The sequence below is a fragment of the Mycobacterium simiae genome (assembly GCF_008370645.1).
Lineage (GTDB): Bacteria > Actinomycetota > Actinomycetes > Mycobacteriales > Mycobacteriaceae > Mycobacterium > Mycobacterium simiae_A.
On record NZ_VTZN01000008.1, the window covers coordinates 21,884 to 48,578 of the forward strand.

21 protein-coding genes, 1 tRNA gene and 4 pseudogenes are annotated in these 26,695 nt (G+C 64.2%); 15 read left to right on the top strand and 11 right to left on the bottom strand.

Features of this window, described 5'->3' with window-relative positions; all coding sequences use genetic code 11:
- Positions 1-28: 28 nt before the first annotated feature.
- The 4 genes from F0Q45_RS02805 to F0Q45_RS02820 all read right to left on the bottom strand — a co-directional run bounded on the left by F0Q45_RS02805 (position 29) and on the right by F0Q45_RS02820 (position 5,413).
- A complete protein-coding gene (locus F0Q45_RS02805; RefSeq protein WP_149652483.1) occupies positions 29-1,636 on the bottom strand; it encodes an adenylate/guanylate cyclase domain-containing protein in 1,608 nt (535 codons plus the stop codon).
- 688 nt (positions 1,637-2,324) lie between these two features.
- A complete protein-coding gene (locus F0Q45_RS02810) occupies positions 2,325-3,653 on the bottom strand; it encodes an ABC transporter substrate-binding protein (RefSeq protein WP_149652453.1) in 1,329 nt (442 codons plus the stop codon).
- A 79-nt stretch (positions 3,654-3,732) separates the two neighbouring features.
- The gene (locus tag F0Q45_RS02815) at positions 3,733-4,554 is read right to left on the bottom strand and encodes a carbohydrate ABC transporter permease (protein WP_149652454.1); all 822 of its coding nucleotides are present in this window, start codon (positions 4,552-4,554) and stop codon (positions 3,733-3,735) included.
- Entirely contained in the window at positions 4,541-5,413 is an 873-nt protein-coding gene (locus tag F0Q45_RS02820; protein WP_149652455.1) for a carbohydrate ABC transporter permease, read from the bottom strand. Before F0Q45_RS02820 ends, F0Q45_RS02815 begins: the two co-directional genes overlap by 14 nt.
- Positions 5,414-5,447: 34 nt before the next feature.
- Between F0Q45_RS02820 and F0Q45_RS02825 the strand changes: the two genes are divergently transcribed.
- The 4 genes from F0Q45_RS02825 to F0Q45_RS02840 are packed head-to-tail and all read left to right on the top strand — an operon-like array spanning position 5,448 to position 9,965.
- The gene (locus F0Q45_RS02825) at positions 5,448-6,965 is read left to right on the top strand and encodes a TldD/PmbA family protein (protein WP_149652456.1); all 1,518 of its coding nucleotides are present in this window, start codon (positions 5,448-5,450) and stop codon (positions 6,963-6,965) included.
- Complete coding sequence (locus tag F0Q45_RS02830; protein ID WP_149652457.1) at positions 6,962-8,335, top strand: metallopeptidase TldD-related protein; 1,374 nt, start codon at positions 6,962-6,964, stop codon at positions 8,333-8,335. The genes F0Q45_RS02825 and F0Q45_RS02830 overlap by 4 nt, the downstream gene beginning before the upstream one ends.
- A gap of 41 nt (positions 8,336-8,376) precedes the next feature.
- Entirely contained in the window at positions 8,377-9,225 is an 849-nt protein-coding gene (locus tag F0Q45_RS02835; protein ID WP_149652458.1) for a carboxymuconolactone decarboxylase family protein, read from the top strand.
- A gap of 2 nt (positions 9,226-9,227) precedes the next feature.
- Positions 9,228-9,965, top strand: coding sequence for a hypothetical protein (locus F0Q45_RS02840; protein ID WP_262490840.1), 738 nt, complete (start codon positions 9,228-9,230; stop codon positions 9,963-9,965).
- A gap of 362 nt (positions 9,966-10,327) precedes the next feature.
- Here F0Q45_RS02840 and F0Q45_RS02845 read toward each other — a convergent pair whose 3' ends face one another.
- Positions 10,328-12,934 carry a cation-translocating P-type ATPase gene (locus F0Q45_RS02845; protein ID WP_149652459.1) on the bottom strand — a complete coding sequence of 869 codons (2,607 nt, stop codon included), beginning with the start codon at positions 12,932-12,934 and terminating at the stop codon, positions 10,328-10,330.
- A 358-nt stretch (positions 12,935-13,292) separates the two neighbouring features.
- Between F0Q45_RS02845 and F0Q45_RS02850 the strand changes: the two genes are divergently transcribed.
- The 3 genes and pseudogenes from F0Q45_RS02850 to F0Q45_RS02860 all read left to right on the top strand — a co-directional run.
- Positions 13,293-13,598: a hypothetical protein gene (locus F0Q45_RS02850; protein WP_149652460.1), complete on the top strand. Its 306-nt coding sequence runs from the start codon at positions 13,293-13,295 to the stop codon at positions 13,596-13,598.
- A gap of 209 nt (positions 13,599-13,807) precedes the next feature.
- Positions 13,808-14,980 carry a Fic family protein gene (locus F0Q45_RS02855; protein ID WP_149652461.1) on the top strand — a complete coding sequence of 391 codons (1,173 nt, stop codon included), beginning with the start codon at positions 13,808-13,810 and terminating at the stop codon, positions 14,978-14,980.
- 1,156 nt (positions 14,981-16,136) lie between these two features.
- Positions 16,137-16,396: pseudogene (locus F0Q45_RS02860) on the top strand (tyrosine-type recombinase/integrase); the annotation flags it as partial.
- 519 nt (positions 16,397-16,915) lie between these two features.
- Here F0Q45_RS02860 and F0Q45_RS02865 read toward each other — a convergent pair.
- From F0Q45_RS02865 to F0Q45_RS02875, 3 genes are read right to left on the bottom strand one after another with little or no spacing between them, the layout of a single operon-like run.
- A complete protein-coding gene (locus tag F0Q45_RS02865) occupies positions 16,916-17,488 on the bottom strand; it encodes a PIN domain-containing protein (protein WP_149652462.1) in 573 nt (190 codons plus the stop codon).
- A 12-nt stretch (positions 17,489-17,500) separates the two neighbouring features.
- Positions 17,501-18,037, bottom strand: coding sequence for a helix-turn-helix domain-containing protein (locus F0Q45_RS28960; RefSeq protein ID WP_262490841.1), 537 nt, complete (start codon positions 18,035-18,037; stop codon positions 17,501-17,503).
- Entirely contained in the window at positions 17,949-18,239 is a 291-nt protein-coding gene (locus F0Q45_RS02875) for a hypothetical protein (protein ID WP_149652463.1), read from the bottom strand. Before F0Q45_RS02875 ends, F0Q45_RS28960 begins: the two co-directional genes overlap by 89 nt.
- A gap of 73 nt (positions 18,240-18,312) precedes the next feature.
- On the opposite strand from F0Q45_RS02875, the gene F0Q45_RS02880 reads away from it, so the two are divergent.
- The 7 genes and pseudogenes from F0Q45_RS02880 (at position 18,313) to F0Q45_RS27465 (ending at position 21,689) form a co-directional block, all read left to right on the top strand.
- Complete coding sequence (locus F0Q45_RS02880; protein ID WP_262490842.1) at positions 18,313-18,525, top strand: helix-turn-helix transcriptional regulator; 213 nt, start codon at positions 18,313-18,315, stop codon at positions 18,523-18,525.
- 189 nt (positions 18,526-18,714) lie between these two features.
- Positions 18,715-18,924: a helix-turn-helix transcriptional regulator gene (locus F0Q45_RS02885; protein ID WP_149652464.1), complete on the top strand. Its 210-nt coding sequence runs from the start codon at positions 18,715-18,717 to the stop codon at positions 18,922-18,924.
- 43 nt (positions 18,925-18,967) lie between these two features.
- Positions 18,968-20,194, top strand: coding sequence for a tyrosine-type recombinase/integrase (locus tag F0Q45_RS02890; RefSeq protein ID WP_149652465.1), 1,227 nt, complete (start codon positions 18,968-18,970; stop codon positions 20,192-20,194).
- Between the two features lie 5 nt (positions 20,195-20,199).
- Positions 20,200-20,273: transfer RNA gene (locus F0Q45_RS02895), tRNA-Ile, on the top strand.
- Positions 20,274-20,393: 120 nt separating this feature from the next.
- Positions 20,394-20,579: pseudogene (locus F0Q45_RS02900) on the top strand (helix-turn-helix domain-containing protein); the annotation flags it as partial.
- A gap of 508 nt (positions 20,580-21,087) precedes the next feature.
- Positions 21,088-21,249 (top strand): annotated as a pseudogene (locus tag F0Q45_RS28965) (DUF222 domain-containing protein); the annotation flags it as partial.
- 281 nt (positions 21,250-21,530) lie between these two features.
- On the top strand, positions 21,531-21,689 hold the full coding sequence (locus F0Q45_RS27465) for a hypothetical protein (protein WP_188112762.1): 159 nt from the start codon (positions 21,531-21,533) through the stop codon (positions 21,687-21,689).
- A 574-nt stretch (positions 21,690-22,263) separates the two neighbouring features.
- On the opposite strand, the gene F0Q45_RS29870 is transcribed toward F0Q45_RS27465, so the two are convergent.
- From F0Q45_RS29870 to F0Q45_RS02920, 3 genes and pseudogenes are all read right to left on the bottom strand, one after another.
- A complete protein-coding gene (locus F0Q45_RS29870; RefSeq protein ID WP_306439419.1) occupies positions 22,264-22,980 on the bottom strand; it encodes a GH12 family glycosyl hydrolase domain-containing protein in 717 nt (238 codons plus the stop codon).
- Positions 22,981-23,019: 39 nt separating this feature from the next.
- A pseudogene (locus F0Q45_RS29875) lies at positions 23,020-24,360 on the bottom strand (cellulose binding domain-containing protein); the annotation flags it as partial.
- A 503-nt stretch (positions 24,361-24,863) separates the two neighbouring features.
- Positions 24,864-25,565 (bottom strand): DUF4190 domain-containing protein, encoded by a 702-nt coding sequence (locus F0Q45_RS02920; protein WP_149652469.1) that lies wholly within the window; start codon positions 25,563-25,565, stop codon positions 24,864-24,866.
- A gap of 116 nt (positions 25,566-25,681) precedes the next feature.
- On the opposite strand from F0Q45_RS02920, the gene F0Q45_RS02925 reads away from it, so the two are divergent.
- Complete coding sequence (locus tag F0Q45_RS02925; protein ID WP_149652470.1) at positions 25,682-26,695, top strand: TIGR03617 family F420-dependent LLM class oxidoreductase; 1,014 nt, start codon at positions 25,682-25,684, stop codon at positions 26,693-26,695.

Here is a 26,695-nt window from a genome sequence, read left to right on the forward strand (position 1 = left end):
AGTCGAACCGTCCGGCTGGGGGAACACCTCACTGCGGTGGGCTGGCGTGTGCCAAGGGAGACTCGGCCGGCCCATACAGCGCGATCGGGGTGGCCAGTCGGGTTGGCTTGTCGTGCCCCCGAAGGGTCACGGCCTCGCACAGATGCCAATGCGTGCGCTCGTTTTCGGTTGCACCATCGACGGTTTGCGCCGAAGCCAGCAATCTGACATGGCGCGATTTGGCCAGTTCGCAAAGTCGGGCCGCCTCGTTGACCGGCTCGCCTATCACGGTGTATTCGAATCGCTCCTTGGCGCCGACATTGCCGGCAATGACCGGGCCGGCTGACACCCCAATCCCGGCAAGGCACTCGGGCATTTCAGTTGCGAGCCGTTCAGCAATGGCTCGTGCGGCCGCCAGCGCTTCTGCTTCCGGAGGGTCGAGGCGATTCGGGGCGCCGAAGATCGCCAGCGACGCATCACCCTGGAACTTGTTGACTAGACCGCGATGGCGATCGACCTCTTCGACAACTATTGCGAAGAATCGGTTGAGCAATGCAACGACGTCGGCCGGCGCTTCGCTGGTCACCAATTTCGTAGAGCCGACGATGTCGACGAATACGACGCTGACGTGGCGCTCTTCGCCGCCCAGTGTTGGCCGTTCTCGCTCAGCGGCAGCGGCGACTTCTCGCCCGACGTGGCGGCCGAATAGGTCGCGGACGTGTTCACGTTCTCGCAGGCCCTCGACCATTGCGTTGAAGCCGCGCTGCAGTTCACCAAGTTCGGTTCTGTCGAAGACTGCGAGATCGCCCGGCAGATCGCCTTGCTCGACGCGTTTGAGCGCCGCACGCACTACGCGTACCGGGCCTGCAGTCAACCATGCCAGCAGGCACGTCAAGATGAAACCGAAAATCAACGCCTGTATCGATGCAATGAGTACCGCAACCGCTAACTGATTCTCGGTAAGGTCTTGCAGCATCATGTCGAAGACTGCCAGGAGGGTGATGCCGGCGATGGGCAAGCCTGAAGCGAGTAGCCACACCATCATGGTGCGGCCCATGATGGTCGTCGCGATGCCTGGTCGTTCCAGTGACCCTGCCTGAAGTACCTGAGAGGTCGCAGGGCGTAAGGCGAATTCCGTGATCAGATAGGCGCCTGTCGTAACCATAATGCCGCAGAAGCTCACCGAGACCAGGAACCTCGGGATGAAGGAGATGTTCGCCAGACCATACAGAGTTGTCGACAAAGCGGTCCAGCATCCCCACAAGATGAGATGGGCGATCGCGACTCGCGACGGAGCGAGAAGCGTGTTGCGCTCGTCAACCCGGCTCGGTTGCTGCCCATCTATCGCCCAGCGCAGCGCGAGTACCAGCCGCCGCGTAAGCCAAACGGCACCCAACGAAAGCCCGATCAAGATGCCAGCCGGCACGACGCCCGTGGTCACCCACGACGGCGCGTCGGAAAACACGCTTGGGGTTGGAATCGCGACTGTTACCAACAGCATGGCGACGCAGATTCCGGCAAGATTCATGGCCGCGATGGCGAGAGTCAAGATGAGCTGGACGCGAATCCGCTGTCGGCGCTGAGATTCGGCAGCATGTCCAAGCAGCCAGGAACCATACGCGTAGGCCGCAGAGGGACGGTCGCTTTCCTCGATCACTTCAACACCGCCGTTACTCCCGTCTACTTGCCAGCGTCGCGTGGCAGAACCTAGTACCGCCAGTCCGGTTGGTTCAACGACCTCCAAGCCCGCAATCCGCTGACCAGTGGGCGATCTAGCAAGAGAATTGGGGTGAAATACCGTCTGAGCTGTGGCAATGTGGTCGGCTGCGTGACGAATGTCAGAAAACTGTGATTTACCTTGGGATGGTCGCAGCTTCCCGGGTGGTCAATGAAGTTTGTAAGTAGGTTTCCCGCGGTCAGGCTCGCCTGCGATCGCCCGTGCACCGACAATCAGTAAGCCGAGGGCGGAGATCGTTGACCCTGCATATAGTGAGGTCTTCTCAGTATTTTGCGCGGCGGAGGGCGGATTGAACGATTGCTGCGGCGACAATGGCGCATTCGTAGGAGGCACAGTCGGATTCGTTGTAAGCATACCAGCGGCCAATTAATTCGGCATTCGCGCGTTCGCTGAGGGCTCGTACTGCGGTCAACAGTAGGCTGTAGCTCTGAGGTTGGCCACATCGAGGGCTGACTTCTGCAACGCGCCCAGGCAGTGCGTTCGGTGGGGCGGTACCAACATCAAGCGCTATGCGAGAAAAACCCTACTGGCTCAACGTGGCGTTGGCTTTTCGGTGGCCGCGAAAGCCCGAGTCAATCAACGGATAATATCGACTGGACGATGCCCACTAGCGCTGCGCGGCGGCATTGGCTGCGGCCTGAGCCCGGTGCAAAATCTCGGCGACATCGCCCCGGCCCAGGAACATTTCGTCGAAATATGGCTTGAGGGCATCGTTTCCGGCGGCGAACCCGCTACCTCCGGGGGCCGGGATGCGTGGTCCGCTGAGCACGGCGAAAAACGGTGTGACGTCCACACCCTTGGCTTTCCAGTAGTCGAGGTAGACGGGCTGGGCTGACAGCACCGCGGGGATGGCCGCGCCAGCTCGGCCTAGACACACGTTGCCTTCGCTGCTACCCATCCAGGCCAGCACTTGCCGCACTGCGTCTGGGTGCCTGGATGCCGAATTACCTGCCGCAGCAATACCGTTGGTGACACTTACCCGGCCCACGGGACCGATCGGCATCATCGCCACACCCCAGTGGAAGGTGGCGTCGCGGGCCACCGGCGCAAGGCTATAGGTGCCAGATTGAAACAGCGCCATTTTGCCGGCCAGAAACTGGTTGCGGGAGAAATCGCCGTTGTCGTTGGTGTCGGAGGCCGGCGGGGCGACGTGGTCGTCGTTGATCAACCTGACCAGATAGCGGAAAGCTTCGATCGCCTGCGGGTTGTCGAACGCGAACTCATTGCCGCGCTGGAACACACCGCCGGCTGAGCCGATGTAGTTCAGGTAGATCCCCTGCGGTTCGTTAGCGGCGTTATACCCCCACTGTCGGACCCGCCTGGCCTCGAAACCTGGGGTGCCCGCCGGGTGTCCGTCGGCGTCGACGGTGAGCCGAGCCAGCAGCGGACGCAGCGTGTCGTCGCGATTGGGACTCCACCGCACCCGGTTCAGCTGGGCCGGATCGATATCGGCCGCGCCCAGCAGGTCGGCGTTGTAGAACACCGCGACCCCGGCGTCGGTCAGCTGTGGCACCGCCCACAGCACGCCGTTGCGGGTGAACTGATCGACTACCGCAGGCTCCCAATCGCTCTGATCGGTCGTGGTGTCGATCTTCATCAGCCGGCCACTGTCAGCATAGGCGGCCAGGTAGGCGCTGGAGAGCCAGAAGATGTCGTCGGCGCTACCGCCGGCCACGTCGGTGCGCAGGGTGTCGAAGTAGTTCGAATAAGAGACCAGGTTCGTGCGCACTTCGATGGTGGGGTGCGTGCGGGTGAAGGCGTCAAACGACTGCCGATATGCCGAAGCAATGGGTTGGGACCAAAGCCGGATCGTTACCACGATCTTGCCGCCCGGGGGGGCCCCGGTCCGGTCCAACACCACGGCCGTGACACCCAGCAGCACCGCGGTGAGGATGAGCGCGGTGGCTACCAGAGTGGAAAAACGGGGTCTGGTCACGATGTGCGCCCAGATTGCCGTGACGGTCGAGGATTGGCCAAGACAATTGCCCTGAGGGCAAACTGGCCGCGGCGCATGTTCACTTGAGCCCCGACACCACGATAGAGGAGACAATATGACGCTGAGCCGCCACGAATAGACCGACCAGCGGAGCGATCGCGACCGTTGTGGCCGCCATCACCAGCGTCCACTGGGAGTTGAACCGCGACTGCAGGTCGGCCGTAGCCACCGTCAGCACCCGCCACTTGGGCCCGCTGGTGATTACCAACGGCCACATAAAGTTGTTCCACTGCGAGACCACCGTGATCAGCGTCAAGGCCGCCAGCACTGGACGGCTGGACGGAAGCACCACATGCACGAGCACGTCCAAGGTGTTGGCGCCGTCCAGATGCGCGGCGTTGATCAAGTCGTTCGGAATGATGCGAAAGTGCTCGCGCAGCAAGAAGATCGCGTACGGCGACCCGAACAGGAACGGCAACACCAGCGCCCAAAACGTGTTGCGCAGGCCCAGTTGGGCCATCATCAGATACAACGGCACCACCGTGACCGTCGCTGGCACCATCAAGGTCGCGAGGTAGACCCAGAACAACGCGTCGCGTCCGGGAAACTCCAATCGGGCAAAAGCGTAGGCGGCCAGCACTGAAAAGGTCAGTTGACCCAGCAGGATCATCGCCGTCATCAGCGCAGTAACCACCGCGGCCCGGCCGAAACCGGTGCCGGCCAGCTCGGTGTAGTTCGACACGGTCGGTGGTCGCGGCAGTTGCAGCGGCGTGCCCGTGGCGAACTGGTGCGCGCTGGTGAACGAAGTCAACAATCCCAGCAAGAACGGGAGCAGCGTGATCACCGCACCGACCACCAGGCCGGTATAAATCGCGGTGTTTGGGAGCCTACGTGAGGTCATAACTGATCCGCCGCCGAAAGTACATGTGCTGAACGAACGTGACACCGACCAGGATCGCGAACAGCACCACGGCCATCACCGATGCCCGGCCGATCGCCGCCGACCCAAATGCCTCGTCATAGATTTGGTGGGCCACCAGGTCGGTGCTGCCCTCTGGTCCGCCGCCGGTCAGCGCGTAGACGATATCGAAAATTTGTGCGGTGCTGACGAGTCCGGTGACCAGGACAAAAAAGGTTGTCGGTCGCAGCATGGGCAGGGTGATCCGCCAGAACCGCTGCCAGGCATTGGCGCCGTCGGTGCGCGCGGCCGCGTAGATGTCTTCGGGGATAGCCAGCAAGCCGGCCAGGAAAGACAACGAAACATAGCCCACGTTGGTCCAGACCACCACAGCCGCCACCAACGGCAGGGCTAAGTCGGGATTGGTCAGCCACTCGACCCGGCGCCCCAGCACGGCGCTCACGGCGCCGTCGGTGGGCGCCAGGATCCAACGCCACATCACCGCGATCGCAAGCGGGGCACAGATCCAGGGCAGTACGTAGAGCGTCCGGAAGAAGTTGGTGCCCGGCAGCCCATGGGCCAGCATCATGGCCGCCAGCAAGCCAAGTACTGTCTGTGCGGGCACCACGATCGCCACGAAGGTGGCGGTGACCAGCAGCGAGTCGCCGAAGTCGGAGTCGGCCAGTACCGATCTCCAGTTGGTCAGCCCGACGTAGTGCAGCGGGCCCAGCAGGTCCCACCGGTACAGGCTCAGCCAGACCACCACCAGAATGGGCAGCAACAAGAAGGCGACGACGCCGAACAGGCTGGGCGCCAGCAGGGCATAGCCCAGCGCTGGGGTTCGGCGGGGCGTGGCGCGCATGGGTGTATTAAAGCGTGATCGTTACGGTGTAGGCGTGACACCGAAGCGCGGAATCGATTCCGACTTCTTGGACCTGCCGCGCCATGCGCTGGCCGACGCTGCATTGTCAGCCGCCGCGGCGGCCGGAGCCAGCTACGCCGACCTGCGGATTCAGCGCCTCTGCACCGAGATCATCCAACTGCGCGACGGTGAACTGCAGACCGCGATCGTCAGCCGCGACCTAGGCCTCGCGGTCCGGGTGATCGTCAACGGTACCTGGGGGTTCGCCTCACACGCCGAACTGGCGCCGTCGGTGGCGGCCGATACCGCGCGTCGCGCGGTGCTGGTGGCTACCACGTTGTCCGCGTTGAACAGCGAGCGCGTCGAGCTGGCGCCCGAGCCGGTCTACACCGACGTCACCTGGGTGTCGGAGTACCGGATCGACCCGTTTAACTTGCCGGCAGCGGAGAAGATCGCGGTGCTGCAGGACTACTCCGGGCGACTGTTGAGCGCCGCCGGCGTCGATCACGCGACGGCCAGTTTGAATGCCGTCAAGGAGCAGACGTTCTACGCCGACACCTTTGGATCGTCGATCACCCAGCAGCGGGTGCGGCTGCATCCGTCGTTGGAGGCGGTGGCCGTCGACGCGGCGGCGGGCACCTTCGATTCGATGCGCACCCTTGCGCCGCCGATGGCTCGGGGATGGGAACTGGTAGCCGGCGACGATATCTGGAACTGGGCCGACGAGCTCGCGCAGCTGCCGTTGTTGCTTGCTGAGAAGACCAAGGCTCCCAGCGTGACCGCGGGCCGCACTGACCTAGTAATCGACCCGACCAATCTATGGCTGACGATCCACGAATCCATCGGTCACGCAACCGAATACGACCGTGCTATCGGCTACGAGGCCGCCTACGCCGGCACCTCGTTCGCCACCCCCGACAAGCTGGGCACCATGCGCTACGGCGCACCGGCCATGAACGTGACCGCCGACCGCACCGTCCAATTCGGTTTGGCCAGTATCGGTTACGACGACGAAGGCGTGGCCGCTCAAAGCTGGGATCTGGTGCGCGACGGAATGTTCGTCGGCTATCAACTCGACCGGGTATTCGCGGTTCGGCTCGGCCAACCGCGCTCCAACGGGTGCTCGTACTCCGACTCGGCCCACCATGTGCCGATCCAGCGGATGGCCAACGTGTCGTTGCAGCCCGGGCCCGCGGATTTCAGCACCGCGGACCTGATCAGCCGGGTCGAGAACGGCATCTACGTCGTCGGCGACAAGTCCTGGTCGATCGACATGCAGCGCTACAACTTTCAGTTCACCGGGCAGCGGTTCTTCCGCATCCGGGACGGCCACCTGGACGGTCAATTGCGCGACGTCGCCTATCAGGCCACCACCACCGATTTCTGGAATTCGCTGGAGGTTGTGGGCGGCCCTTCGACCTGGCGACTCGGCGGCGCGCTCAACTGCGGCAAGGCGCAGCCCGGCCAGCTCGCCCCAGTCAGTCACGGTTGCCCGTCGGCGTTGTTCCGTTGTGTCAACGTACTCAACACCCGTACCGAGGGCGGCCGATGATCACTGCGCAGCACGTCGTCAACATCGTCTTGAAAGAGGCGGCACAGCGGGGCCGTGCTGACGAAACCATGGTGTTGGTTGTTGACCGAACCGAGGCGACGTTGCGCTGGGCCGGCAACTCCATGACCACTAACGGGCTCTCCACCAGCCGCCGCGTGACGGTTATTTCCATTGTGCGCCACGGTGATGGCGCCTTCGTCGGTGCGATGACCTCCGGTGAGACCGATCCGGCCGAGTTGCCAGGATTAGTCGCGGCATCCCAGGACGCGGCCCGTTCGGCACCCGAAGCCGGCGATGTGGCACCGCTGCTGGCTGATGCCGGCGTGCCCGTCAATTGGGACGCGCCGGTACCCGGCACCGGAGTGGAGGTGTTCGCCGATGTCGCGGCTTCGTTGAGCCGGCAATTCCGTGGCAGCGACCGGCTGTACGGCTATGCGCACCATAGTCTTTCAACGACATTCCTGGCGTCGTCGACGGGCTTGCGGCGGCGCTACACCCAGCCTGCGGGCGCGATGGAGATCAACGCCAAACGTGGCGCCGCCAGCGCGTGGGCGGGCGTCGGCGCTCCCGATTTTGTCGATGTGCCCATCGATGCGCTGCTTGATCAGCTGTCAACTCAACTGGGGTGGGCGCGGCGCAGGGTTGAGCTACCGCCGGGGCGATACGAGACGATCATGCCACCGTCGACGGTCGCCGACCTGATGCTGAACATGGCGTGGTCGATGGCCGGCCGCGGTGCCCAGGAGGGGCGCACCGCTTTTGCGGCGCCCGGCGGCGGGACCCGAGTGGGGGAGCGGCTCACCGATCTACCGCTGACCATGTTCTCCGATCCGATGGCTCCGGGCCTGGTGTGTACCCCCTTCGTCGCAGTGAGCAACTCCTCGGATTCAGTGTCGGTGTTCGACAACGGGATGGACATCGGCCATGTGGACTGGATCCACAACGGGGTGATCAACGTGTTGGCCTATCCACGGGCCACGGCCGCCAAGTTCAACGCCCCGGTGGCATTGGCAGCCGACAACCTGTTGATGACCGGCGGGTCGGCCGCTCTCGCCGACATGATCGCGGCCACCGAGCGTGGGCTGTTGCTGACCACGCTGTGGTACATCCGCGACGTCGACCCCACTGCGTTGCTGGTCACTGGGCTGACCCGAGACGGCGTCTACCTCATCGAAGACGGCGAGGTAACCGCGGCGGTCAACAACTTCCGGTTCAATGAGAGCCCGCTGGACCTGCTGCGGCGGGCCACCCAGGCGGGCGTCAGCGAAATCACACTGCCACGGGAGTGGGGGGACTGGGCCACCCGGGCGGCGATGCCCTCGTTACGGATCCCGGACTTTCACATGTCGTCGGTCAGCCAGGCGCAATAGCCAATTGATGCAGGGTGCTGACTCGCTCTAGCGTGTGAAAGATGACCGCTGCGGTCGGTGACGATCTCACGCGATTGGTGGCGTTGTCCCCTGGCGACGGTCGTGTTGCCGGCCTGGTTCGGCGGGTGTGTGCCCGGGCGCTGTCGCTGCCCGCTTTGCCGTCCGAAGTAGCGGTCGAAGAACCGGGGTCAGCGGCTGAATCGGCCATCGCCGAGTTCGCCGAACAATTCAGCGTCGACGTCTCGATGATCACCGTCGAGCAGCGATCACGCGTGTTGGAGCACTTGGGCGACAGCACATTTGGCGCCGTCGTCGCGATATTTGTGGCCGACTTCGGGCCACGGGTGCGGGCGGGATTGCAGGCCCTCGGCGTCGGCTCGCAGTACCTGGGGTGGGTGCGGGGCCCGATCGGGTGGGATCACACGAGTGACCCGGCCGCAGTGTTGTTCAACGCCTTCCTGCCCGCGGTGGCCCGGATGCGCGCCCTGGACCCCGTCACTTCCGAGCTGGTGCGGTTGCGCGGCGCGGCTGCCCACCACTGCCGGCTGTGCAAGTCGTTGCGGGAGGGCACCGCCCTTGATACCGGGGGCTCGGAAGCGTTGTACGACGAGATCGAGCGCTTCCAGACCTCGGGATTGCTCGAAGATCGCGCAAAAGCAGCGCTGCGGTATACGGATGCGTTAATTTGGAGCCCTGCGCACCTCGCCGTCGACGCTGCCGCCGAGGTGCGCTCCCGATTCTCCGCCGCTGAGGCCATCGAGCTGACGTTCGACATGATGCGCAACGCCAGCAACAAGATTGCTGTGTCTCTGGGCGCCGATGCGCCGAGGGTGCAACAGGGCACCGAGCGGTACCTCATCGGGGCCGACGGTCAAACGGTGTTCAGTTGAGCATGGCTGGAGTAGTCAAGGCGGTTGTCGCTGTGGCCGTGGCCGCGGCATCGGCGTGGATTCTGGCCGGCTGTTTCGGGTCAGGCGGCAAATCCGCCAGACCGGCCGTGCGGATTCACGACCATGGGGAATCGCGGCTCCCGCCGATCTACCCTGGAACGACGGTGTCGATCCCGTCCACCACCACGCCCGCGGGTTTGGCGAGCACCATGACCGGCGACGGCACCTACCGCGTTGGAGTCGACATCCGGCCCGGCGCCTATCGAACTTCAGGCAGCGATAGCTGCTCTTGGGCGCGGCTGCGGGGACTCGGCGGAACGGCCGCAGACATCATTGCCACCAGTTCTGCTGCCGGGCCGCAGGTCGTGCAGATTGCGCCGACGGATGCCGCGTTCCAGACGCAAGGCTGCCCCACCTGGATGCTGGATTCCGGCGCTGCTACGACGGGTCCGACGCTGATCACCCCGGTGACGCTGCCTGCGGGCGCTCAGCCGTGTCCTACTGTCGGCGGCCCCGCAGGTGGCTTCGGCCGGTCCGCGGCCGGATCACCCGCCACGTCGTGTCAGTTCGCCGAACAGGTTCGCCAGGCCTACGGAGCCAGCGGACCGGCTGGCAGGGAGGCCCGGAAGGTCGTTGCGGTGAGCCCGGTGACCGGCCAGTCCTACACCATGAGCTGCGCGGCCAATGGCGGGTTGGTGACATGCGTTGGTGGCGACGACGCGGTGGTGTACGTCTATTAGTTGACGTTCATCTGCTCGCTAGGCTTGGATTGCCTTGTAGCGCAGCAACGTTCACTTGTGACCCGCAGTCGCGTGAACGTACCGTTTGGGGCGCTACTGACGACATCGCAGGAGAGAGTACGGCCATGACCGGCACAAGGTCGCCGGGGGGAACGGCGATGGCCAACAGTGGACTGTCGAAAAGCGCTAACGAGGGTCACGACTCACCGTGGGTATCCAGGGCATCCAAGACGCAGACGGCCGGGTCGTTTGTAGGGTGGCGGTCGGCGGGTTGCACCCGGACTGGCCGACTACTGCCAACCGTGCTCGCGAGCTGGCCAGGGCTTTGATCGCTGCCGCCGATGCGGCTGACAGCCCCCAAGTCATCCGGTCGCACGAGTCGGCCCAGGGTCAACACGCTGCCGTAGGTGAATAAGTGCCCGAACGCGCTTGTCGAGTGCATCGACGGCCAGCAGAATCGGCGCGGACGCGATTGCGACGACCCACCCCCACAGCGGCGGGTTGCACTGGCCGAGCAGCCGTGCGATGGGTGACACCCATAGCACGACGAAGGAGAATGCCAGCTCAATGAGCACCGCCGCCACCAAGAGCGGGTTGGTGCCCCAGCCCACTGCCCCGGGCCAACGCGACGAGGACCGGCAGGCAAAGACGTTCGCCGATTGGGCGAAGACGACTGTCATGAACGCCGCGCCCGACGCCGCGGCCAGGTCCTGCCCGGTAGGGAAAGGATCGCCGGGGCGCCAGCCGAGCGCTATCAATGACACCAAGAAGGCGACCAACGACAGGACTGCCTCAAGCGGCCCTAATAACCCGAAGGCTCGGCGCAGCACGGTGTGGTTCATCAGCCGGCCGTGTACTGGCGGTCCTTCGAGCAGGTGCGGGGCGGGCGGCTCAGCGCCGAGTGCGACCGCGGATAAGGTGTCGGTGCCGATGTCCAGGGCGATGATCTGCAAGACGCCGAGCGCTAGCGGAAACAACCCGCCCGAGAGCGCCCAGACCAGAAACGGTGCCAGCTCGGCGACGTTATCGGTCAGGTGATAGGTCAAGAACCGGCGGATATTGACGAAAGTCGCGCGGCCCTGCTCGACACCGGCCACGATGCCGGCAAAGGAGTCGTCGAGCAGCACCAGGTCGGCGGCCTCGCGGGCGACGTCGGTGCCGGATTCGCCCATGGCCACGCCGATATCGGCCTCGTGCAGCGCGGGGGCGTCGTTGACGCCATCGCCGGTCATTGCCACCACATGGCCGCGTGAACGCACGGCACGGGCGATGCGGAGTTTGTCCTCCGGGGAGACCCGGGCGATCACGATGCCGTCGCGGTCGAGCAGTGCGGCCAGGTGCTGCTCGTCCTCCGGTAGATCGGCACCCACCAGCACGGGTGAGTTCGGGAAACGTAGCCCCACCTGGTCGGCGATGGCGGTGGCGGTGGCCGGATGGTCACCGGTCACCATCGCCACTTTGACTCCCGCCCTCCGGCAGGCCTGGAGTGACTCGGAGACCTCGGCTCGCGGCGGATCCTGCAGCGCCACGACGCCGAGCAGGCGCAATCCCAGATCGCACTCCTGTTGGTTGCGCGGTGTACGGCCTTTGCGCGCGCTCGAGGCGACCGCGAGCACCCGCAGCCCACGGTCGGTGAGGGCTTCCACCGCCTGGTGGGCCCCTGGGACGTCTCCGCACAGGGGAAGCACTGCGTCCGGCGCACCCTTCACCAGGACTTGGTCGGCCAGCACCACGGCCATGCGGCGCAGTCGGGGATCGAAGGGGAAGCGCAGCTCGGGGGCGCTGGTGCGACGGTCCTGAACCGTGTCGATGCCCAGGCGCCGAGCGAGGGTGTCCAGGGCCGCCTCCATAGGATCGCCGTGGGCCCGCCAATGCCCTTCGACCTCTTCGGCGTATCCAGTGGAGCAGCGCTCGGCGGCCAGGGCAAGTTCGCGGACCGAGTCGGTTGCGGTGGGCGAGGACCACGCCAGCGTGGCTGCCGGCCCGTAGCCTGCGCCGTCGACGCTGAGTGAGCCGGCGGGTGTCCAGGCCTCGACGACGGTCATCTGGTTGCGGGTCAGCGTGCCGGTCTTGTCGGTGCAGATGAATGTCGTCGAGCCCAGCGTCTCGACGGCTTCGAGGTTGCGGACCAGAATTTGGCGCTTTGCCATCTGCTCCGAACCCCAGGCCAGCGACAGCGTCACCGTCGGCAGCAACGCTTCGGGGACCAGGGCGACCGTGACGCCGATTGCGAACACGAACGCCTGCTGGACGGGGTTGCCCACCAGTACCGAGGTGAGCAGGAAGACCGCACCCACGCTGACCGCGATCGCCGCGGTGAGCCGGACCACACCGTGCAGTCCGCGGGTTAGCGGGGTGTCGGGCTTGGTGGTCGAGATCGTCAGCTGGGCGATGCCGGCTAGCCGCGTGTGTTGGCCGATCGCGGTGGCCCGGGCGCACGTATCGCCCTCGACCACGAAGGTGCCCGCGAACAGCGCGTCGCCCTGGGCCACTGCGCCGGCCACGCTCTCGCCGGTAAGCATGGAGGAGTCGACGAGTAACCGGTTCTCGCTGAGCACCAACGCATCAGCGGGCACCCGGTCGCCGCTTTCGAGCAAGAGTATGTCGTCGACCACTACGTCTTGGGCCTCGATCACCTGGCGGCGTCCGTCACGCCAGACCGTAATGCGCGTCGGCAGCAGCTGCTGCAGTCGGTCGGCGGCCCGGTCCGCTCGTGCTTGCTGAATCAAGGCGAAGACCCCATTGAGCACGATCACCGCGATGATGGCGATGCTGAGTTGGGGCAGCTTGGCGAAGAAGGCGAGTACCGCGGCCGCCCATAGTAGGAGGGCGAAAAAGTGCGTCAGCTCACCGAGTAGGCGGCGCACGACTGACGGTCGTCTGGCGGGGGGAAGTCGGTTGGCACCGCCCTTGGCGCGCCGCTGGGTGGCCTCGGCCGTTGTTAGCCCTGGGGGTAGGACGTCGGCCATGGCCCTCCTGTCGGCTCGGCTTGCCAGACTCTGTGCCGGGTAGGTGAGAGCGTTCTTGCCGCAACGTTATCCGCGAACCATGGTTGGCGGTCGGGTGGAGCGGGGGCGTAATGACCTTGTGCTATCGAGCCGACTCCGACGTTGGTCTACCGTGTCCTAGGCGCGGTGGTCGTTGGCGACCGGGGTGCGCGTTGGCGTTGTTGCAGAAGGCGGAAGATAGTAGGCGAGAAGATTCACCAGGGGCGGTAGCTCAGTTGGTTAGAGCCGCGGACTCATAATCGGTGTTCCTGGGCGTTTGCTGCGTTGGCTAGCGTTGGCGCGTTCGGGATATACCAGCTTCTAGCTGCGGCGATAGGGCTTGTCGCGTTGGCCTGAGCTGGCCGGGTCTGGAAGTGTTGCGGTATCGACTGCGGTATCGGCTGGACAGCTCTCGATAAGCGACAGCGGCACCATAGTCGACACCGCTGCCGCCCTGAACGCGCTGCGCTCCTGTCGCGACGGACGGAAGGAGCTGCGCCTCGATGCCAGCACGGCGGCCGCGGCGCTGACCGGCGCTCGGGGCGCCGGGGTCAGCGAGCTGGCCAAGATGATCGCTGACGGATTAGCCACTGCAACCGCCTGGCGGTCGTTGTCGAGGGCGACCTTCGCGCGACCGAGGCGGTAGATGCGGCGATCTCGCGGCGTCCGGCACAGGCACGGCTGCGCTAAGTGAAGTCGACCAACACCGTTAACTTCACTTAGTCACATTAGCGAGTCTAAGCCGGAGCAATGACTTCACTTCGCCCCCCTCGGCCCTGTACGCGGCCGTACTAGATGAAGTCAACCGACGCTATTAACTTCACTTAGCCATATAAATGAGGTTAAACTTGAGCAATGACTTCACTTCGCCCCATCACCTACGAGGATGCACGTTGGGAACCACAGGGGATGCGGTACGCGAGCCCCGTGCTGCCGAAGTACGGCACCTACCACCCCGCCGTGCCGGTCGACATTGCCGAGCTGGTCTTGGACCTGCCGCCGTCCGTGCTCGCAGAAGCCGAATCCGCCAGCCACCAGATCACGCGCTTCGATGTCGAACTCGGAGGCGAAATCGCACCGTTTGCCGCTGTGTTGCTGCGATCAGAGTCCGCCGCCAGCTCGCAGATCGAGAACCTGACCGCATCAGCCCGCGCTATCGCCGAGGCCGAGCTGCCTGGTGGCAGGGCCAAGCGCAACGCTGAGATGATCGTCGCCAACACCGCTGCGATGCAAGCAGCGGTCGCCCTGTCCGACACTGTTGACGCCGACGCCATCCTGGTGATGCACCGCGCGTTGATGGCCAACGAGCCACGCCATTCGCCAGGCGAATTCCGTACCGAGCCAGTGTGGATCGGCGGTGGCTCCACCCCCATCGGCGCGACATTCGTCGGGCCGCGCCACGAGCTGGTCCCCGGCGCGATTGACGACTTGATCGCCTTCGCGCAGCGCGCCGACGTTCCCGCACTGCCGCAGATCGCGGTGGCCCATGCACAGTTCGAGACCATTCACCCTTTCACCGACGGGAATGGACGCGCGGGCCGCGCACTGGTGCAAGCCATGCTGCGCAACAAAGGCTTGACCGGCCAGGTGACGGTGCCGGTCTCGGCCGGGCTGCTGGCCGACACGGGCGCATACTTCGCCGCGCTGACTGCCTACCGCGACGGTGAAGCCGCGCCGATTGTCGAGCGCTTCTCAGAGGCCAGCGTCCTGGCTATCGCGAACGGGCGTCAGCTGGTCGCCGATATTCGTGGTATCCGCGAGAATTGGAACGACGTGATCACCGCGCGGTCCGACTCGGCGGTGTGGAAGGTCGCTGATCTGTTGACCCGCCGTCCCGTCGTCAACGCTGCGCTACTCGCGCAGGAGCTGGGCATCGAGTCCACCAACGCTCACCGCTACCTCAACCCGCTCACCGAGGCGGGAATCCTCGTCGAGACGACCAGCGGGCCCCGCAACCGCGTGTGGCGTTCTCCTGAAGTGCTCGCCGCGCTCGACGCGTTCGCCGAACGGGCCGGACGGCGGGGCTGACCGCCGTGTGTGAAAAGTCCATTGCGTTGCGACCCAACACTATTGCCCGGACGTCGAAGCATGATCGCCCACTTCATCTCCAATCGCGAATGATCTGGCTCCACTTCAGTGTCGGCAGCGACTCAGGAAGGGGGTGTGGGCCAAAAGCCAATCTTCGGCGATGCGGCCGTGTATTCGGGCTGCCGGCGCGGCGGCGGTCGCCGTCACCGTGACGGTTGGCGGCTCCGACGTCGGCGCGGGGATGGCCGGTGCCGCAACGGGCAGAGGAACACGACACGAACCGGAGGCGCGATTGTGTAGACCGCAGAGCATCCGCGACGATAGTGAGTTCACTCCGACAGGCTTCCCGGCGTCCGAAGGCAACCATGCTCCCCGCGAACCAATGCGGCCGTTCCGTCCTGTGTCCGAGGGGGGGGACTTGGCCACCTACGAGCCCACCTACGACAGGGGTTGTGATCTTGCAATTGAGGCGGTGAACGCATCGCACGCTGGCGCCGGATACCTTTCGAGGGTCGATCACCAGAACATTGCCGTTTGCGAGGGAGCGGTTTGCAGCAGTCCAGTAGGGGGTTAAGCGAGCGGCGAGCCTCCGCAGACCCCCACACTGCCAGGAGTGGGCAAGATCCGTGAACAGGCACGATTAGTGCTTTTCTGGGCTGTAGCGGTGGTGGTTTGGAGAAGCTACTGTCGTCACGGTTGTCGTCAGAGCTGTCGTCAAGACCCGACCTTTGCCAGCCGCGCAAGTCGTCCATCACGGTGATGCCTCCCCGAGCCTCATCTCGTGGGTGGGCACTGACTGACAGAGCCGACCCATACGAACCGTGCGGACCTTTGGTCCGTACGGCGCCCTGGGTCGAGATTCGACAGGACACATACCAGGCGTGAATCACAAGGCGACCACTTGACCCCCAGGCTTAACGGCGGTATCCGCAGGCATCCGTATATATGTTCTACACCCTTGTGGTGCAATGGATTACCACACGTAGACACAGCCACGAACATTCGCGGAAAGGCACGGTCATCGACCAAATGGCGGTATTTATGGCGGTACGGATTGAGGCGGCCGCCGATGATCGAGCATGGCGCGGTCACCGCGACATATGCGCGCGGCGCGACATATGCCGTATGGCCGCATTTGCGCTGGTTACGACACGGCGCCGACGGGTACCTGTTCCCGGCGACGAAGACGGGCACCGATCGCCGCGGTGGGTCGGCAAGCTGATGGCCGGCGCGCTGCCCGAACACTGGACCGCGCACACCTTGCGTCACAGGTTCACAACGCGGGCTTATCGCGGCTCACGCAATCTGCGGGCGGTGCAGACGCTGCTCGGGCATTCGAGCGTGGCGACGACGGAGCGGTATACGGCCGTCGACGACGACGAGATCCGCGCCGCGATGATGGCTGCCTGTGACTAGATTCGTACGCACGCCGTTGATGCCTGCGCGTCGTCTTGTCCCCTAAGGTCGGAGGGCGATGGGGGTAACGAGGGCGGACATCGAGCGTGCTCTAGGTCTATGCCAAGAGGCGGCGCGTGTTGGCTCGCCAAGCGGTATGGGCGAATGCTGGCGGGTCGTTCAGAACGGGGCGGTCAGCGCGACAATTTCGCGATCGTCAACATTCGCCACCACCCGCCGAACCGTAGGCCGCCCAGTCTGGGTGGCCGCTGCTGGCACACCCCGTGTGCCAGCAGCAATCTCGCACATCCTTGTGCAAATGTGCCACCACGAGAAGCTAATTCGCTGGGAAAATTGCTGGCGGGCTTGACGTAGGGTGCCGCGGTGGTAGCAAAGGGTAGACGAACTGGACCAACTGGATGAATGTTACTGAATCACAGGGCGTTTTGGAAACGTGGGAGTGGCGGTGCAGATGGCCAACGGAACTGAACTCAGATTGCCGTCTTGAGCGGGTCGTGCTCGGCGCGTCCGGGCGGGCGCTCACATGACGGCCCGAATGGTCTCGACAGCCTCATCCATCGCGTGGCGAGTCGCCAGCTCGTCCAGGACTTCATCGACGGATCGTTCCGGGGAGCGATAGCGTGCCGCCATCGCGGTCACGGCGCGCAGCGCCAGATCTGGTGAGACCGATACGATGTCGGCCGCGAACACGGTCGGTGAAACCACGTCGATGTGGGCCGGGACCTTCGCGCGTGGAAAGTCCCTGAGGTTGTGCGTGACGATAGCGGCGGCGCCGCCGAGGACTGCAGCCGCCACCACATGCTCGTCATCGGGATCCGGAAGGTTGAAACTGCCCTCCAACGACTCCCAGCCCACCACCATGGCGTCGTTGAACACCAGCCGCATTTGGTCGATCAGCCGGCGGGCTTGCTGCGCGGCGACATCCCCGGCTACGCCGCGGCGGCGAAGCTTCCGCGTTTGGTGGTACTCGAGCTCCTCCATGATCACCGTCGACCACAGCGGTCGGTACAAACCCTCCACCGCCAACGACAACAAAAAGTCGCGCTGCCGGCTTGGCCACAGCACCGACGTGTCGAGCATCGCTGCGAGCATGCAGCGATGGTCTCAGGCGCGCCGCCGCTCAGTTCTACGGCGCGCGGCGACAACACGCCGCGCCTCACGCAACCGCTCGTAAATCACCTCGGGATCCTCGTCGGCGTCGATGTCCATCGCGGTCTCGGCAAGCGCGTCGTACTGGCGCTGCCGGCGGGCCTCCCGGTAGGCCAACACGTCGTCGAGCACGAGCCGGTGGCGATTCCCGATGCGCTCGGCGGCCAGCTCGCCGCTCTTGATCAGACGCACCACGGTGGGACGACTCACCCCGAGAAGGTCGGCGGCCTGCTGGGTGGTCAGCGTCATGCTCTGCGGCGCGATGGTCACCGCCTTGCCGGCGTGCAGCGCTGTCACCACCTGCATTAGCGCTTGATGAACCTCTCGCGGCAGCTCGACGCGGTCGTGCTCGTCGGCGCCCACCAGCGCGTAGCTGGGGGCCACCATGCGGCCGCGCTGCCGCTCATGGGCCGACAGGAAGCTCAGCACCGGCGCCAGGTCCACTGTCCGCTCGGGCACAAACGTCGTCGACTCGATGCCCTGAGCACCCATACCGCACCTCCTCGATACATCCGAATGAATCAAACTGACTTTCGTAACGTTCGAATAATACCCCTGCCTGCCTTCTCTCCTCCAGGCCGTTGGCGAGTGGGCCCCGGCGCAACGGAGACCGTCGGATTTCGCCGTGGCGATCTACGGCGCAATTCAACGGCGGGTGTCGATTTATGGTGAAGTCGCCGCTACTGGTGGCCAAAGCACCGCGCTGTAGTTGATGATCCGCTCATCGAGTTTTTCGAGCCCCGGGAGATGGGGAGAAGGATCCGATCATGACGGAAGACAACGAAAACCACGCGGAGATCCTTACCGCCATCCAGGTGCGGGAGATCACCGGTGTGCCAGTGTCGACCCTGCACGACTGGGCTGCAAAGCGAGAGCGCGGAATTGACGCACCGGGACCCCATCATGTGCGCCTCAGCGGACGGCATCGGCGCTGGACGCGGCGCGACGTGAACGACTGGCTCGAATCAGCCCGCGTGTGACCGCCGTTCTACTTTCCTTCTACGGCAAACATTGGGATCCGGGCGTCGACTTCTCGGCGTTCTTCGGTTGTTGGATGCCATCGGGCAAATGGTTATCGGGCTGTCAATGGGGAGGATTTTGCGGTTGGCTCTGGGACTGCCAAAGCGATTGGGCCATAAGCGCATTGAGCGACGACAGGAAGTAGAGCGATGACCGCAACATCTGTGGTTCGGCTGGGCACCAAGGCCGCAGCCGAGTACCTGGGTGGCTTACCTGAGTCGACGCTGAGGTACTGGCGTTACCTGGGCACGGGTCCGCGCAGCTATCGCCTTGGCCGACACACGTTTTACGATATCGCCGACCTGGATGCGTGGTTAGAGGCGGAAGCCGCCAAGACCGAGCGCGGGGGAGTGGGGTGAGTAACGGATTCGTACCACGGATTGTTGCGGTACTATCGTGCCCGTGACGACCAGGCACCAGCGAGCCGGCATTGACGACCGGTGGCACAAGAAGGTCAAGAGCTCTGATGGACGGGTTCGCAAGGAACGCTCCGCCGTCTACGGAAAGGTCACGCGGTGGCGCGTGCGCTGGGTTGATGACAGCGGCAGGGAACACACAAGAGTCTTCGAGCGCAGACCGGACGCTCAGGCTTATCTGGACGGTCTGACGGCGGACATTCAGCGGGGGGAGTACGTCGACCCCCGCAAGAGCGCTGAGACGTTTGGATCAGTCGCTGAACAGTGGTTTGCCACTAAGGGTCATCGAAAGCCCAAGACTGTCGCGGGATACCGGTCCATCTTGGATACGCTCGTGCTGCCAAAGTGGGGTGAGGTCCCGCTCAAACAGATTGACTACCAAGCGTACTCAACGCGGCTCGGCGGTTTGGCTGTGGACGGCTCACAGCGCGGTACCGCATTGTCGGCCAGTCGTATCACTCAGGCCCACCAGCTCGTGGGCGCAGTGCTCAAGTACGCGCAACGCACGGGCAAGATCGCCAAGAATGTGGCTGGCGAGATCAAGCGGACCGAAGACTTGCCGACCGCGACCGAGCGGGAGCGGCGCTACCTGACCCATGCCGAGCTTCTCCAGCTCGCCAGGGCTACGGAGCGATTCGAGACGCTGGCCCTGGTTCTCGGCTACTGCGGACTCCGCTTCGGTGAGGCAGCGGCGCTGCGTCGCGAGCACGTGGGGGACCTGCAGTTGACGATCCGTTCATCGGCTGCGTATGTGACCGGCAGCGGGATTGTCGAGACGACGACGAAGACGAACCGGGCGCGCCACGTGCCTATCCCTGAGCCGGTATGGGAGCGGCTGCGGGATGAGCTATCAATCGAGCCCAATGCCCTCGTGTTCCCGAGCCATCGCGGCGAACACCTGCCCATCGAGGAGTACCGGAGAGCCTTCGACAAGGGATGCAAGGCGGTTGGCATCACCGACTTGGTCCCGCACGGGCTGAGGCACACCACGGCATCGCTCGCGATCAGCGCGGGCGCTAATGTCAAGGTCGTGCAGAGGCTTCTCGGACACGCGACAGCGGCCATGACCTTGGACCGTTATGGCCACCTGCTCAGCGACGACTTGGCGGGCGCGGCAGCTGCGCTCGGGCAGGCCATCAAGAGTGCTGCGGTATCACTGCGGTATTCCGACGCTGATTCAGTCACGGTGGAGAACATATCTGCAGCTAGTTAGTACAAGGGGCGGTAGCTCAGTTGGTTAGAGCCGCGGACTCATAATCCGTTGGTCGCGGGTTCGAGCCCCGCCCGCCCCACACATAACAAGAGAGGTGTATGAGCTCGGGTGATGCTTGACATTTCTACGTCGGGTGATGCCTGACAGTGTTTCGGCTAATGCTTGACAGTTGTTTCGGTTGATCCTTGACACTCCCTAAATGAGGGAGTTAACCGTGATGTTAGTTATTGCCGATGGGTTGTCGATTAGCCAGGCGGCCGAGAAGACGGGGGTGTCGCGGCAAACGCTGCCGGCCTGGTTGGCTCGGTATGAGGTCGAGCGCCTGGAGGGGTCGGTGGATCGGTCGCATCGGCCGGTGTCGTGTCCGCATCAGATGCCGGCGGTGGGAATGTCGCCTCAGCCGCCTCAGAGTAGGGCTGCGTCAGCTGCCACATGATGTAAACCGGGCGGGCTCATGCGGTTCGACCGGCATGCAGTGTCCTGTGCCGCCGCAACATGAACGGCAAAGACGTTGACAGAGGTGCGGGAAATCGGTGATCTCCCGCGTGCCGCGCCGCCGTCGCCGTGCCGGAGCAGAGGGCCAGCATGGCGGCTTGGCTGTGGTGTGACGATTGGTCGATGGTGACCGGGACCATGCAGATCGCTCGCGAAATCGCACTCGCGGATCGGTGGCCGCCGAAACTACATGCTTACAGTGACCTTGGCTCGGCCCCCGTGCTGAGGACTCGCAGCGCTGGGCCGCTAGGTCGCTGTAATCTCTTGTGCCACTGTGGCTTCAGTGGTCACAGCGCGGGGATTCTTGTCGGTGGCCCTTCGTAGAATTTCAGGTATGGGTTCGAGCAGTCGCGAGGAGATCGTCGAGGTCTTCGCTGCGCTGGATGCCGACCTGGACCTACCTGGCATTGTTTGATGACGGCAAACCCCTGGCGTTGTACCACGCCAAGCGGCTGGCCTGCCCAGCCCAGCGCATCATGCTCTACGCCAAAGATCGCGGGTGCACGAAGCCGGGCTGTGACGCGCCGGCCTACCACAGCCAAGTCCACCACGTGACACCCCAGCATCGTCAGGCGACAACGACGGTTAAGTCATCTCCGAGCTAACCCCGCACCAACCCGTACCATCACCCGGAACGATTCCGCCACCACAACAACGACGACGACGAACCCGGTTGACGTGACCACAGTACAGGCGTATTCGCCTGACGAGCAACACTTCCCGGACACACGCGCCTGTTCGACGCCCATGCTGACGCAATCGTTGCGCGCTATCTCAACACTGTCAGACATGCTCGCATCCGCCCATCTGCTGCTGTCGAGGAACCGCAGCTAGTTTGCGCATGACGGTCGCGGCAACGCCGCCCGGCCCGGGGCCAGTCGACAACCGACTCGTCGAGAAAGGCTGGACCACCCGCAAAAACGCCCACGGTGACACCGAATGGCTACCCCCGGCCCACCTGGATCGCGGGCACCCCGCAGGCCCCCAAAAGGCGGAGTGAGGTCGTTGATGTCGGTGCGGTGTGTGCTGGCCCAGGCTAGCCCCTGTCCGTCCTCATCCGGGGGTAGCGGGCAGGGGCGCTCAATCCCTTGGAGGCGCTGCCTTGTCTCGTACCGATGCCCATAGTCCCTTCTGGGTTCAGCTCACTCGTGGCGATGTCGCCGCCGAGGCGCAGCACTCAGCCGATCACGCTGAGTGCGATCTCCCTGACCTACCGCCGGCGAAACGGGAGGGCTGGTTGCCGGCTACCAGGTGTCACTGGGGCTCCGCTTCACCGGCATCAACGTCTGCTCCTGTTGGGTATGCCACTGTGGCCCACAGCATCGTCAGGAGAACCGCAGTCAGCGGCATCGCGACCGTCAGGACCTCCGCGTTGCGCTTGGTCGTTGGTGCAACGGCGACACGACCGCTTTCGATGATCTGGCTCCGCCGTCGCGCGTGCACTACTGGTAGCGCGACGCACAACTCCCGACGGTCTTGAACCCTACGGGCGCGTCGTCTGCGCGAAATAGCCTGGCGCACAGAGGTGGAACGCACAGGGTGCCCGACCCGAAACGAGCGCGCAGTGGACGTGACTACTTGACGTTGGCCGAGAAGGAGTTGACTCCCGCGCCGACGCTGCCGCTCCACGGTTCGAAACCGGCTTGGATGCTGGTGAGGTACCACGAGTCGGATATCGGCTCCAGGGTTTGAGTGTTGTCAATGAAACTCATGACATTGAAATTGTCCCAAGAGGTTATCGGCGTGGGCGCAACATAGGAGACCACGTTGTTTAAGCCGTTGCTGCCTTTCCACACCGCAAAGTTCTGACCGTCGATGGTGGTGTTGCCGATCATCGTGCCCACCGGCTGGATCGGGCCCTGGTGGTTGAACCAGATCATGATCTCTTGCTGGTTGACACCGGTGGTGATGGGTGTCGGGTTGAGCCAGATGTCATAGGAGGCGTTGTAAACGCCGCTGCTGGGATAGTTGTAGCTGATGCTGCTGGTCGCGGTCTGGATCTGGCCGAGCTGCAGTGGCAGGTTGGTGCCGATGGAGCCGGTGCCGTAATGCCAGCCCGTGTAGACCGAGGGATAGCCCAGCGGGGCGCCGTTGGTGGGGGCCGATCCGTTCGAGGTGGTGATGGTAAACCCATTAGGGGTGGCGGTAATAGCCTGCCCACCAGGGTTATTCCAGGCGTTGTTTTGCACGACATATCCACCGTTGATCGTTGTCGTTCCGTATTGGGCCGTGATCAGCGTGCCGGTCGGAGGAGTCGTTGGCGGTGGGGTGGAAACCGCCGGGGTGGTCACTGGTGGGGTCGGGCCGCCGGTGACGGGTTGCCCGTTGATCAGCAGGTTGGTCGGTGGCGAGTAGGTACCGGTCTGGGCGCCCTGGAAGCCGACGGTGACCGAGCTGCCGGGGGCAATCGTGCTGTTATAGCTCGCCGGGGTCACGGTGTACTGGGTGCCGGAGTGGGTAACCTGCCCGTTCCACAGATTCGTGATGGATTGGCTTGCCGGCAAGTCAAATTGGAGCTGCCAGTTGCTCACCGGAGTTGCGCCGGAATTGGTGATTGTGTAATTGCCGGTGAAGCCGCTGTTCCATTGCGACGTCGGAGCGAAGCTCGCCGCCAAGCCGCCGCCGGTACTGACGGGTGGTGTCGTGACCGGCGGGGTGGTCACCGGCGGTGTCGGGACCGGTGGGGTGGTCACGGGTGGAGTTGTGACGGGTGGGGTCGTGCTCCCAGTGACTGGTTGTCCGTTGACGAGCACATTGGTCGGTGGGGCGTAAGCGCCGGCTTGAGCGGCCTGGAAGCCGACGGTCACCGAACTGCCCGGTGCAATCGTGCTGTTATAGCTAGCCGGAGTCACGGTGTACTGGGTGCCGGAGTGGGCAACTTGTCCGTTCCACAGATTCGTGATGGACTCGTTTGCCGGCAGATCAAATTGGAGCTGCCAGTTGCTCAGCGGAGTCAGGCCGGTATTCGTGATTGTGTAATTGGCAACGAAGCCGTTATTCCACTGCGAGGTGGTCGCATACGTCGCCGAAAGTTGGCTGCCGCCCGCACCGGCAGCGGATGTTGCCGCATTGAGAGCGGGCGCTGCGAGCGAAGTCGCGGCGGTGGCGGTGTCGCTAGCCAGTGTGGTTGCCGCGGTGCCGGAAGTCGAGTTGACGGCCGCCGCGCTGGTAGCGACCGGTGCAGTGCTGGCGGCGGGCGCTGCCGCTTCGGCGGTAGGCGCGGCGGATTTTGCGCTGGCTGATGTTGCGGCGGCGGAGGTGCTAGTGCCGGCCGTACCCGCCGGGTCCGTTGAATTCGAGGTGGTTCTCGAGACGCCAGTGCCGTTGCGTCCGCTGGCCGCATCAACAAGACCAAGCGCATTCTGTACGACGCCCCGCAACGGCAGGATGTTTGCTGCTTCGGTGCTCGCATACCACTGCGCACCCGCCGTCAAGGCCTGCGTAAACCGAGCTTGAAACGCCGCCGCTTCAGCGGTCAGTACTTGATACTCCCGAGCGTGGGCATTGAACAGGGCGGTGATAGCCGCCGAGACCTCATCGGCTGCGGCCGCCAAGATCCGAGTCGTTGGGGCGGCCGCCGCGCTGTTCGCGGCGCTGAGCGTCGAGCCAGTCCTGACGACCTCTGTCGCCGCCGCGGCCAGCGCTTCCGGTGTTGCAATCAGATATGACATGACGAATCACTCCTCCGATCACGAACTTATTTAGTTCTTATTACTGTCTTATAACAGACTTAATTACACTCCTATCTCGCTGATATAACGATCTAATCACGGCAGGCTGCCATAAAGTGTCCCGACTTTCAATCACCCGCGTTGAGCTTTGATCGATTGCACAATGCGCGTGGTGCACTATCGACGTGGTGTACGAGGAGCGCGCTGGGGGGATAGACCTCCGCCTGCCACAGGCAGCGCGGACACCAGTCCATCGGGTGCCGGATTGCACCTCGCCCGGGGCGGCCAGCAACGCAACGCTGCTGGCAGTACCCTGCGTCGCCGATTAGTGCTGCGTGCCAATGGTATCAACCGAGCTAACCTGGCACACCGCGATGAGTGTTTCGAGTGCTGATCGCTATTGCCTTGCCGCGCAATGACTTTAGTCTGTGCGCTAGTCGTCGCCAATAAGCACAGCTTGAGGCACAGCGATAGCTCCTGGTCGCATGTCGACGGCGAGGCACTTACCCCTTAATCGACCCCGTCCGCTGCTGCTTGGTGGTGGCGATGCACACCACCTCCCGGTCGCCCTGGTCCCAGGTCTCCTGGGTCGGGTACAGCACGTAGCTCTCGTAGCCTTCGTCGTCCGCGGCCTTGGGAGCATAGGCGGCGAACGCCGCCAGACACCTCTCCCGATAGTCGCTTTCCAGGGTCGACTGCCCCGGGAAATTACTTGTGGTCACCCGGAACTGCGCGTACACCTCACCTTCGTGTGGTTTGGCGCAGGCCACCTTGGGAAGCGTGAGCACCCGCGCGTTGTCACCCGGAATCGATTCGATGCAGTCACCGACACTGAGGCTGGTCGCGCGCACCGAGCCATCGTCGGCTACCACGGCCACGACAATCGCCGCCACGATAACTAGCGTCCACGCCGCGGATAGCACCAGACCTGCGATAGCCATGCCGCGTCCACTTTGGCCCCGCCGCTTGATTTGGGTGAGCGCAATGATGCCGAAGATCACGCTCAACAGCACGCCACCGAGAACTCCAAAGATCAGCGACGCGATCGCAAAGCCATTGGTGCCCAGCGACGCCGGAGGCGGAGGATGGGCCTGACCGTACGGACTGGGCGGCGGCGGGTAGCCGCCGGGGTAGCCGGGTGGACCGTAAGGTCCCTGCTCGGGCGGCTGGGCGGGCGGGGGGTACGGCGGTTGCTGGAACGTCATGGGAGCACGGTAATGCCACCCGCGCCCGCGCATGGGGAGTCGACAATATTTTCCGCTGGCACCGCGCGCACTGGCTCCTGCCAGCCAGTCATTGTCGAAACGTAGGCTCCTGTCTCATGCACATCGACGCGATGACTTTTCCCGCACCGCTAGGTGAAATCGGTGCCATCGCCCGGCAGGCTCAGTCGGCCGGGTTTTCCGGCCTGTTGTTCACGGAAGCGGGCCGAACCGCCTATCTCAACGCCGCCGTGGCTTCGCAAGCAGCTCCCGGTCTCGACTTGTCCACTGGCGTTGCGGTGGCCTTCCCACGCAGTCCATTCGTCACGGCGGTCACTGCCTGGGAGCTTCAGGAAGCAACCGGCGGCAGGTTCCGGCTGGGGCTGGGAACGCAGGTGCGCACTCACGTCGTGCGGCGCTATGGGGTGACGTTCGAACGGCCTGGCCCGCGGTTGCGCGACTATGTGCTCGCGGTCAAGGCATGTTTCTCGGCCTTCCGCACCGGGACCCTTGATCACCATGGCGAGTTCTATAACCTCGACTTCATCACTCCGCAGTGGAGCCCGGGCCCCATCGACGTCCCTGATCCCAAAGTCGATATTTCAGCGGTGAATCCCTGGATGCTGCGGATGGCCGGCGAAGTGGCCGACGGCGTCCACATCCATCCGATCGGCGAGCCCGGCTACATCGCCCGGCACGTGTTACCGAACGTCGCCGCGGGCGCGGAAAAAGCGGGCCGCTCATCCTCGGACATCGCCTTGATCGTGCCGGTGATGACCATCGTGGGCGATAGCGACGAAGAACGGGCCAAGGAACGTGAAAGCGTGCGGGCCAGCATCGCGTTCTACAGCAGCACGCCCAACTACGCCTTTATCTTGGACGAGGCCGGGTTTGAGGGTACGACGGCCCGCGTTCGGCAGCAGCAGAAGGCCGGCGACTTCGCCGGCATGGCGGCCCAGATCACCGACGAGCACGTCGCCGCCTTCGCCACCGAGTCGACCTGGGACGGGTTGGCTGACGCGTTGGCCAAGAAGTACGACGCAATCACCGAGCGCCTTGTCTTCTACAACGCCCGAACCGACCCGGAGCGTCTCGAGCGGTACGGCGAGGTAGCTCGCCGGATGCGGCGCTAA

Bases quoted from the DNA above. Each gene is read 5' to 3' on its own strand.
- F0Q45_RS02815 (WP_149652454.1), bottom strand. From the start codon at position 4,554: ATGACCTCACGTAGGCTCCCAAACACCGCGATTTATACCGGCCTGGTG.
- F0Q45_RS02820 (WP_149652455.1), bottom strand. From the start codon at position 5,413: ATGCGCGCCACGCCCCGCCGAACCCCAGCGCTGGGCTATGCCCTGCTG.
- F0Q45_RS02830 (WP_149652457.1), top strand. From the start codon at position 6,962: ATGATCACTGCGCAGCACGTCGTCAACATCGTCTTGAAAGAGGCGGCA.
- F0Q45_RS02835 (WP_149652458.1), top strand. From the start codon at position 8,377: ATGACCGCTGCGGTCGGTGACGATCTCACGCGATTGGTGGCGTTGTCC.
- F0Q45_RS02840 (WP_262490840.1), top strand. From the start codon at position 9,228: ATGGCTGGAGTAGTCAAGGCGGTTGTCGCTGTGGCCGTGGCCGCGGCA.
- F0Q45_RS02845 (WP_149652459.1), bottom strand. From the start codon at position 12,934: ATGGCCGACGTCCTACCCCCAGGGCTAACAACGGCCGAGGCCACCCAG.
- F0Q45_RS02855 (WP_149652461.1), top strand. From the start codon at position 13,808: ATGACTTCACTTCGCCCCATCACCTACGAGGATGCACGTTGGGAACCA.
- F0Q45_RS02865 (WP_149652462.1), bottom strand. From the start codon at position 17,488: ATGCTCGCAGCGATGCTCGACACGTCGGTGCTGTGGCCAAGCCGGCAG.
- F0Q45_RS28960 (WP_262490841.1), bottom strand. From the start codon at position 18,037: ATGGGTGCTCAGGGCATCGAGTCGACGACGTTTGTGCCCGAGCGGACA.
- F0Q45_RS02880 (WP_262490842.1), top strand. From the start codon at position 18,313: ATGACGGAAGACAACGAAAACCACGCGGAGATCCTTACCGCCATCCAG.
- F0Q45_RS02885 (WP_149652464.1), top strand. From the start codon at position 18,715: ATGACCGCAACATCTGTGGTTCGGCTGGGCACCAAGGCCGCAGCCGAG.
- F0Q45_RS27465 (WP_188112762.1), top strand. From the start codon at position 21,531: ATGACGGTCGCGGCAACGCCGCCCGGCCCGGGGCCAGTCGACAACCGA.
- F0Q45_RS02920 (WP_149652469.1), bottom strand. From the start codon at position 25,565: ATGACGTTCCAGCAACCGCCGTACCCCCCGCCCGCCCAGCCGCCCGAG.
- F0Q45_RS02925 (WP_149652470.1), top strand. From the start codon at position 25,682: ATGCACATCGACGCGATGACTTTTCCCGCACCGCTAGGTGAAATCGGT.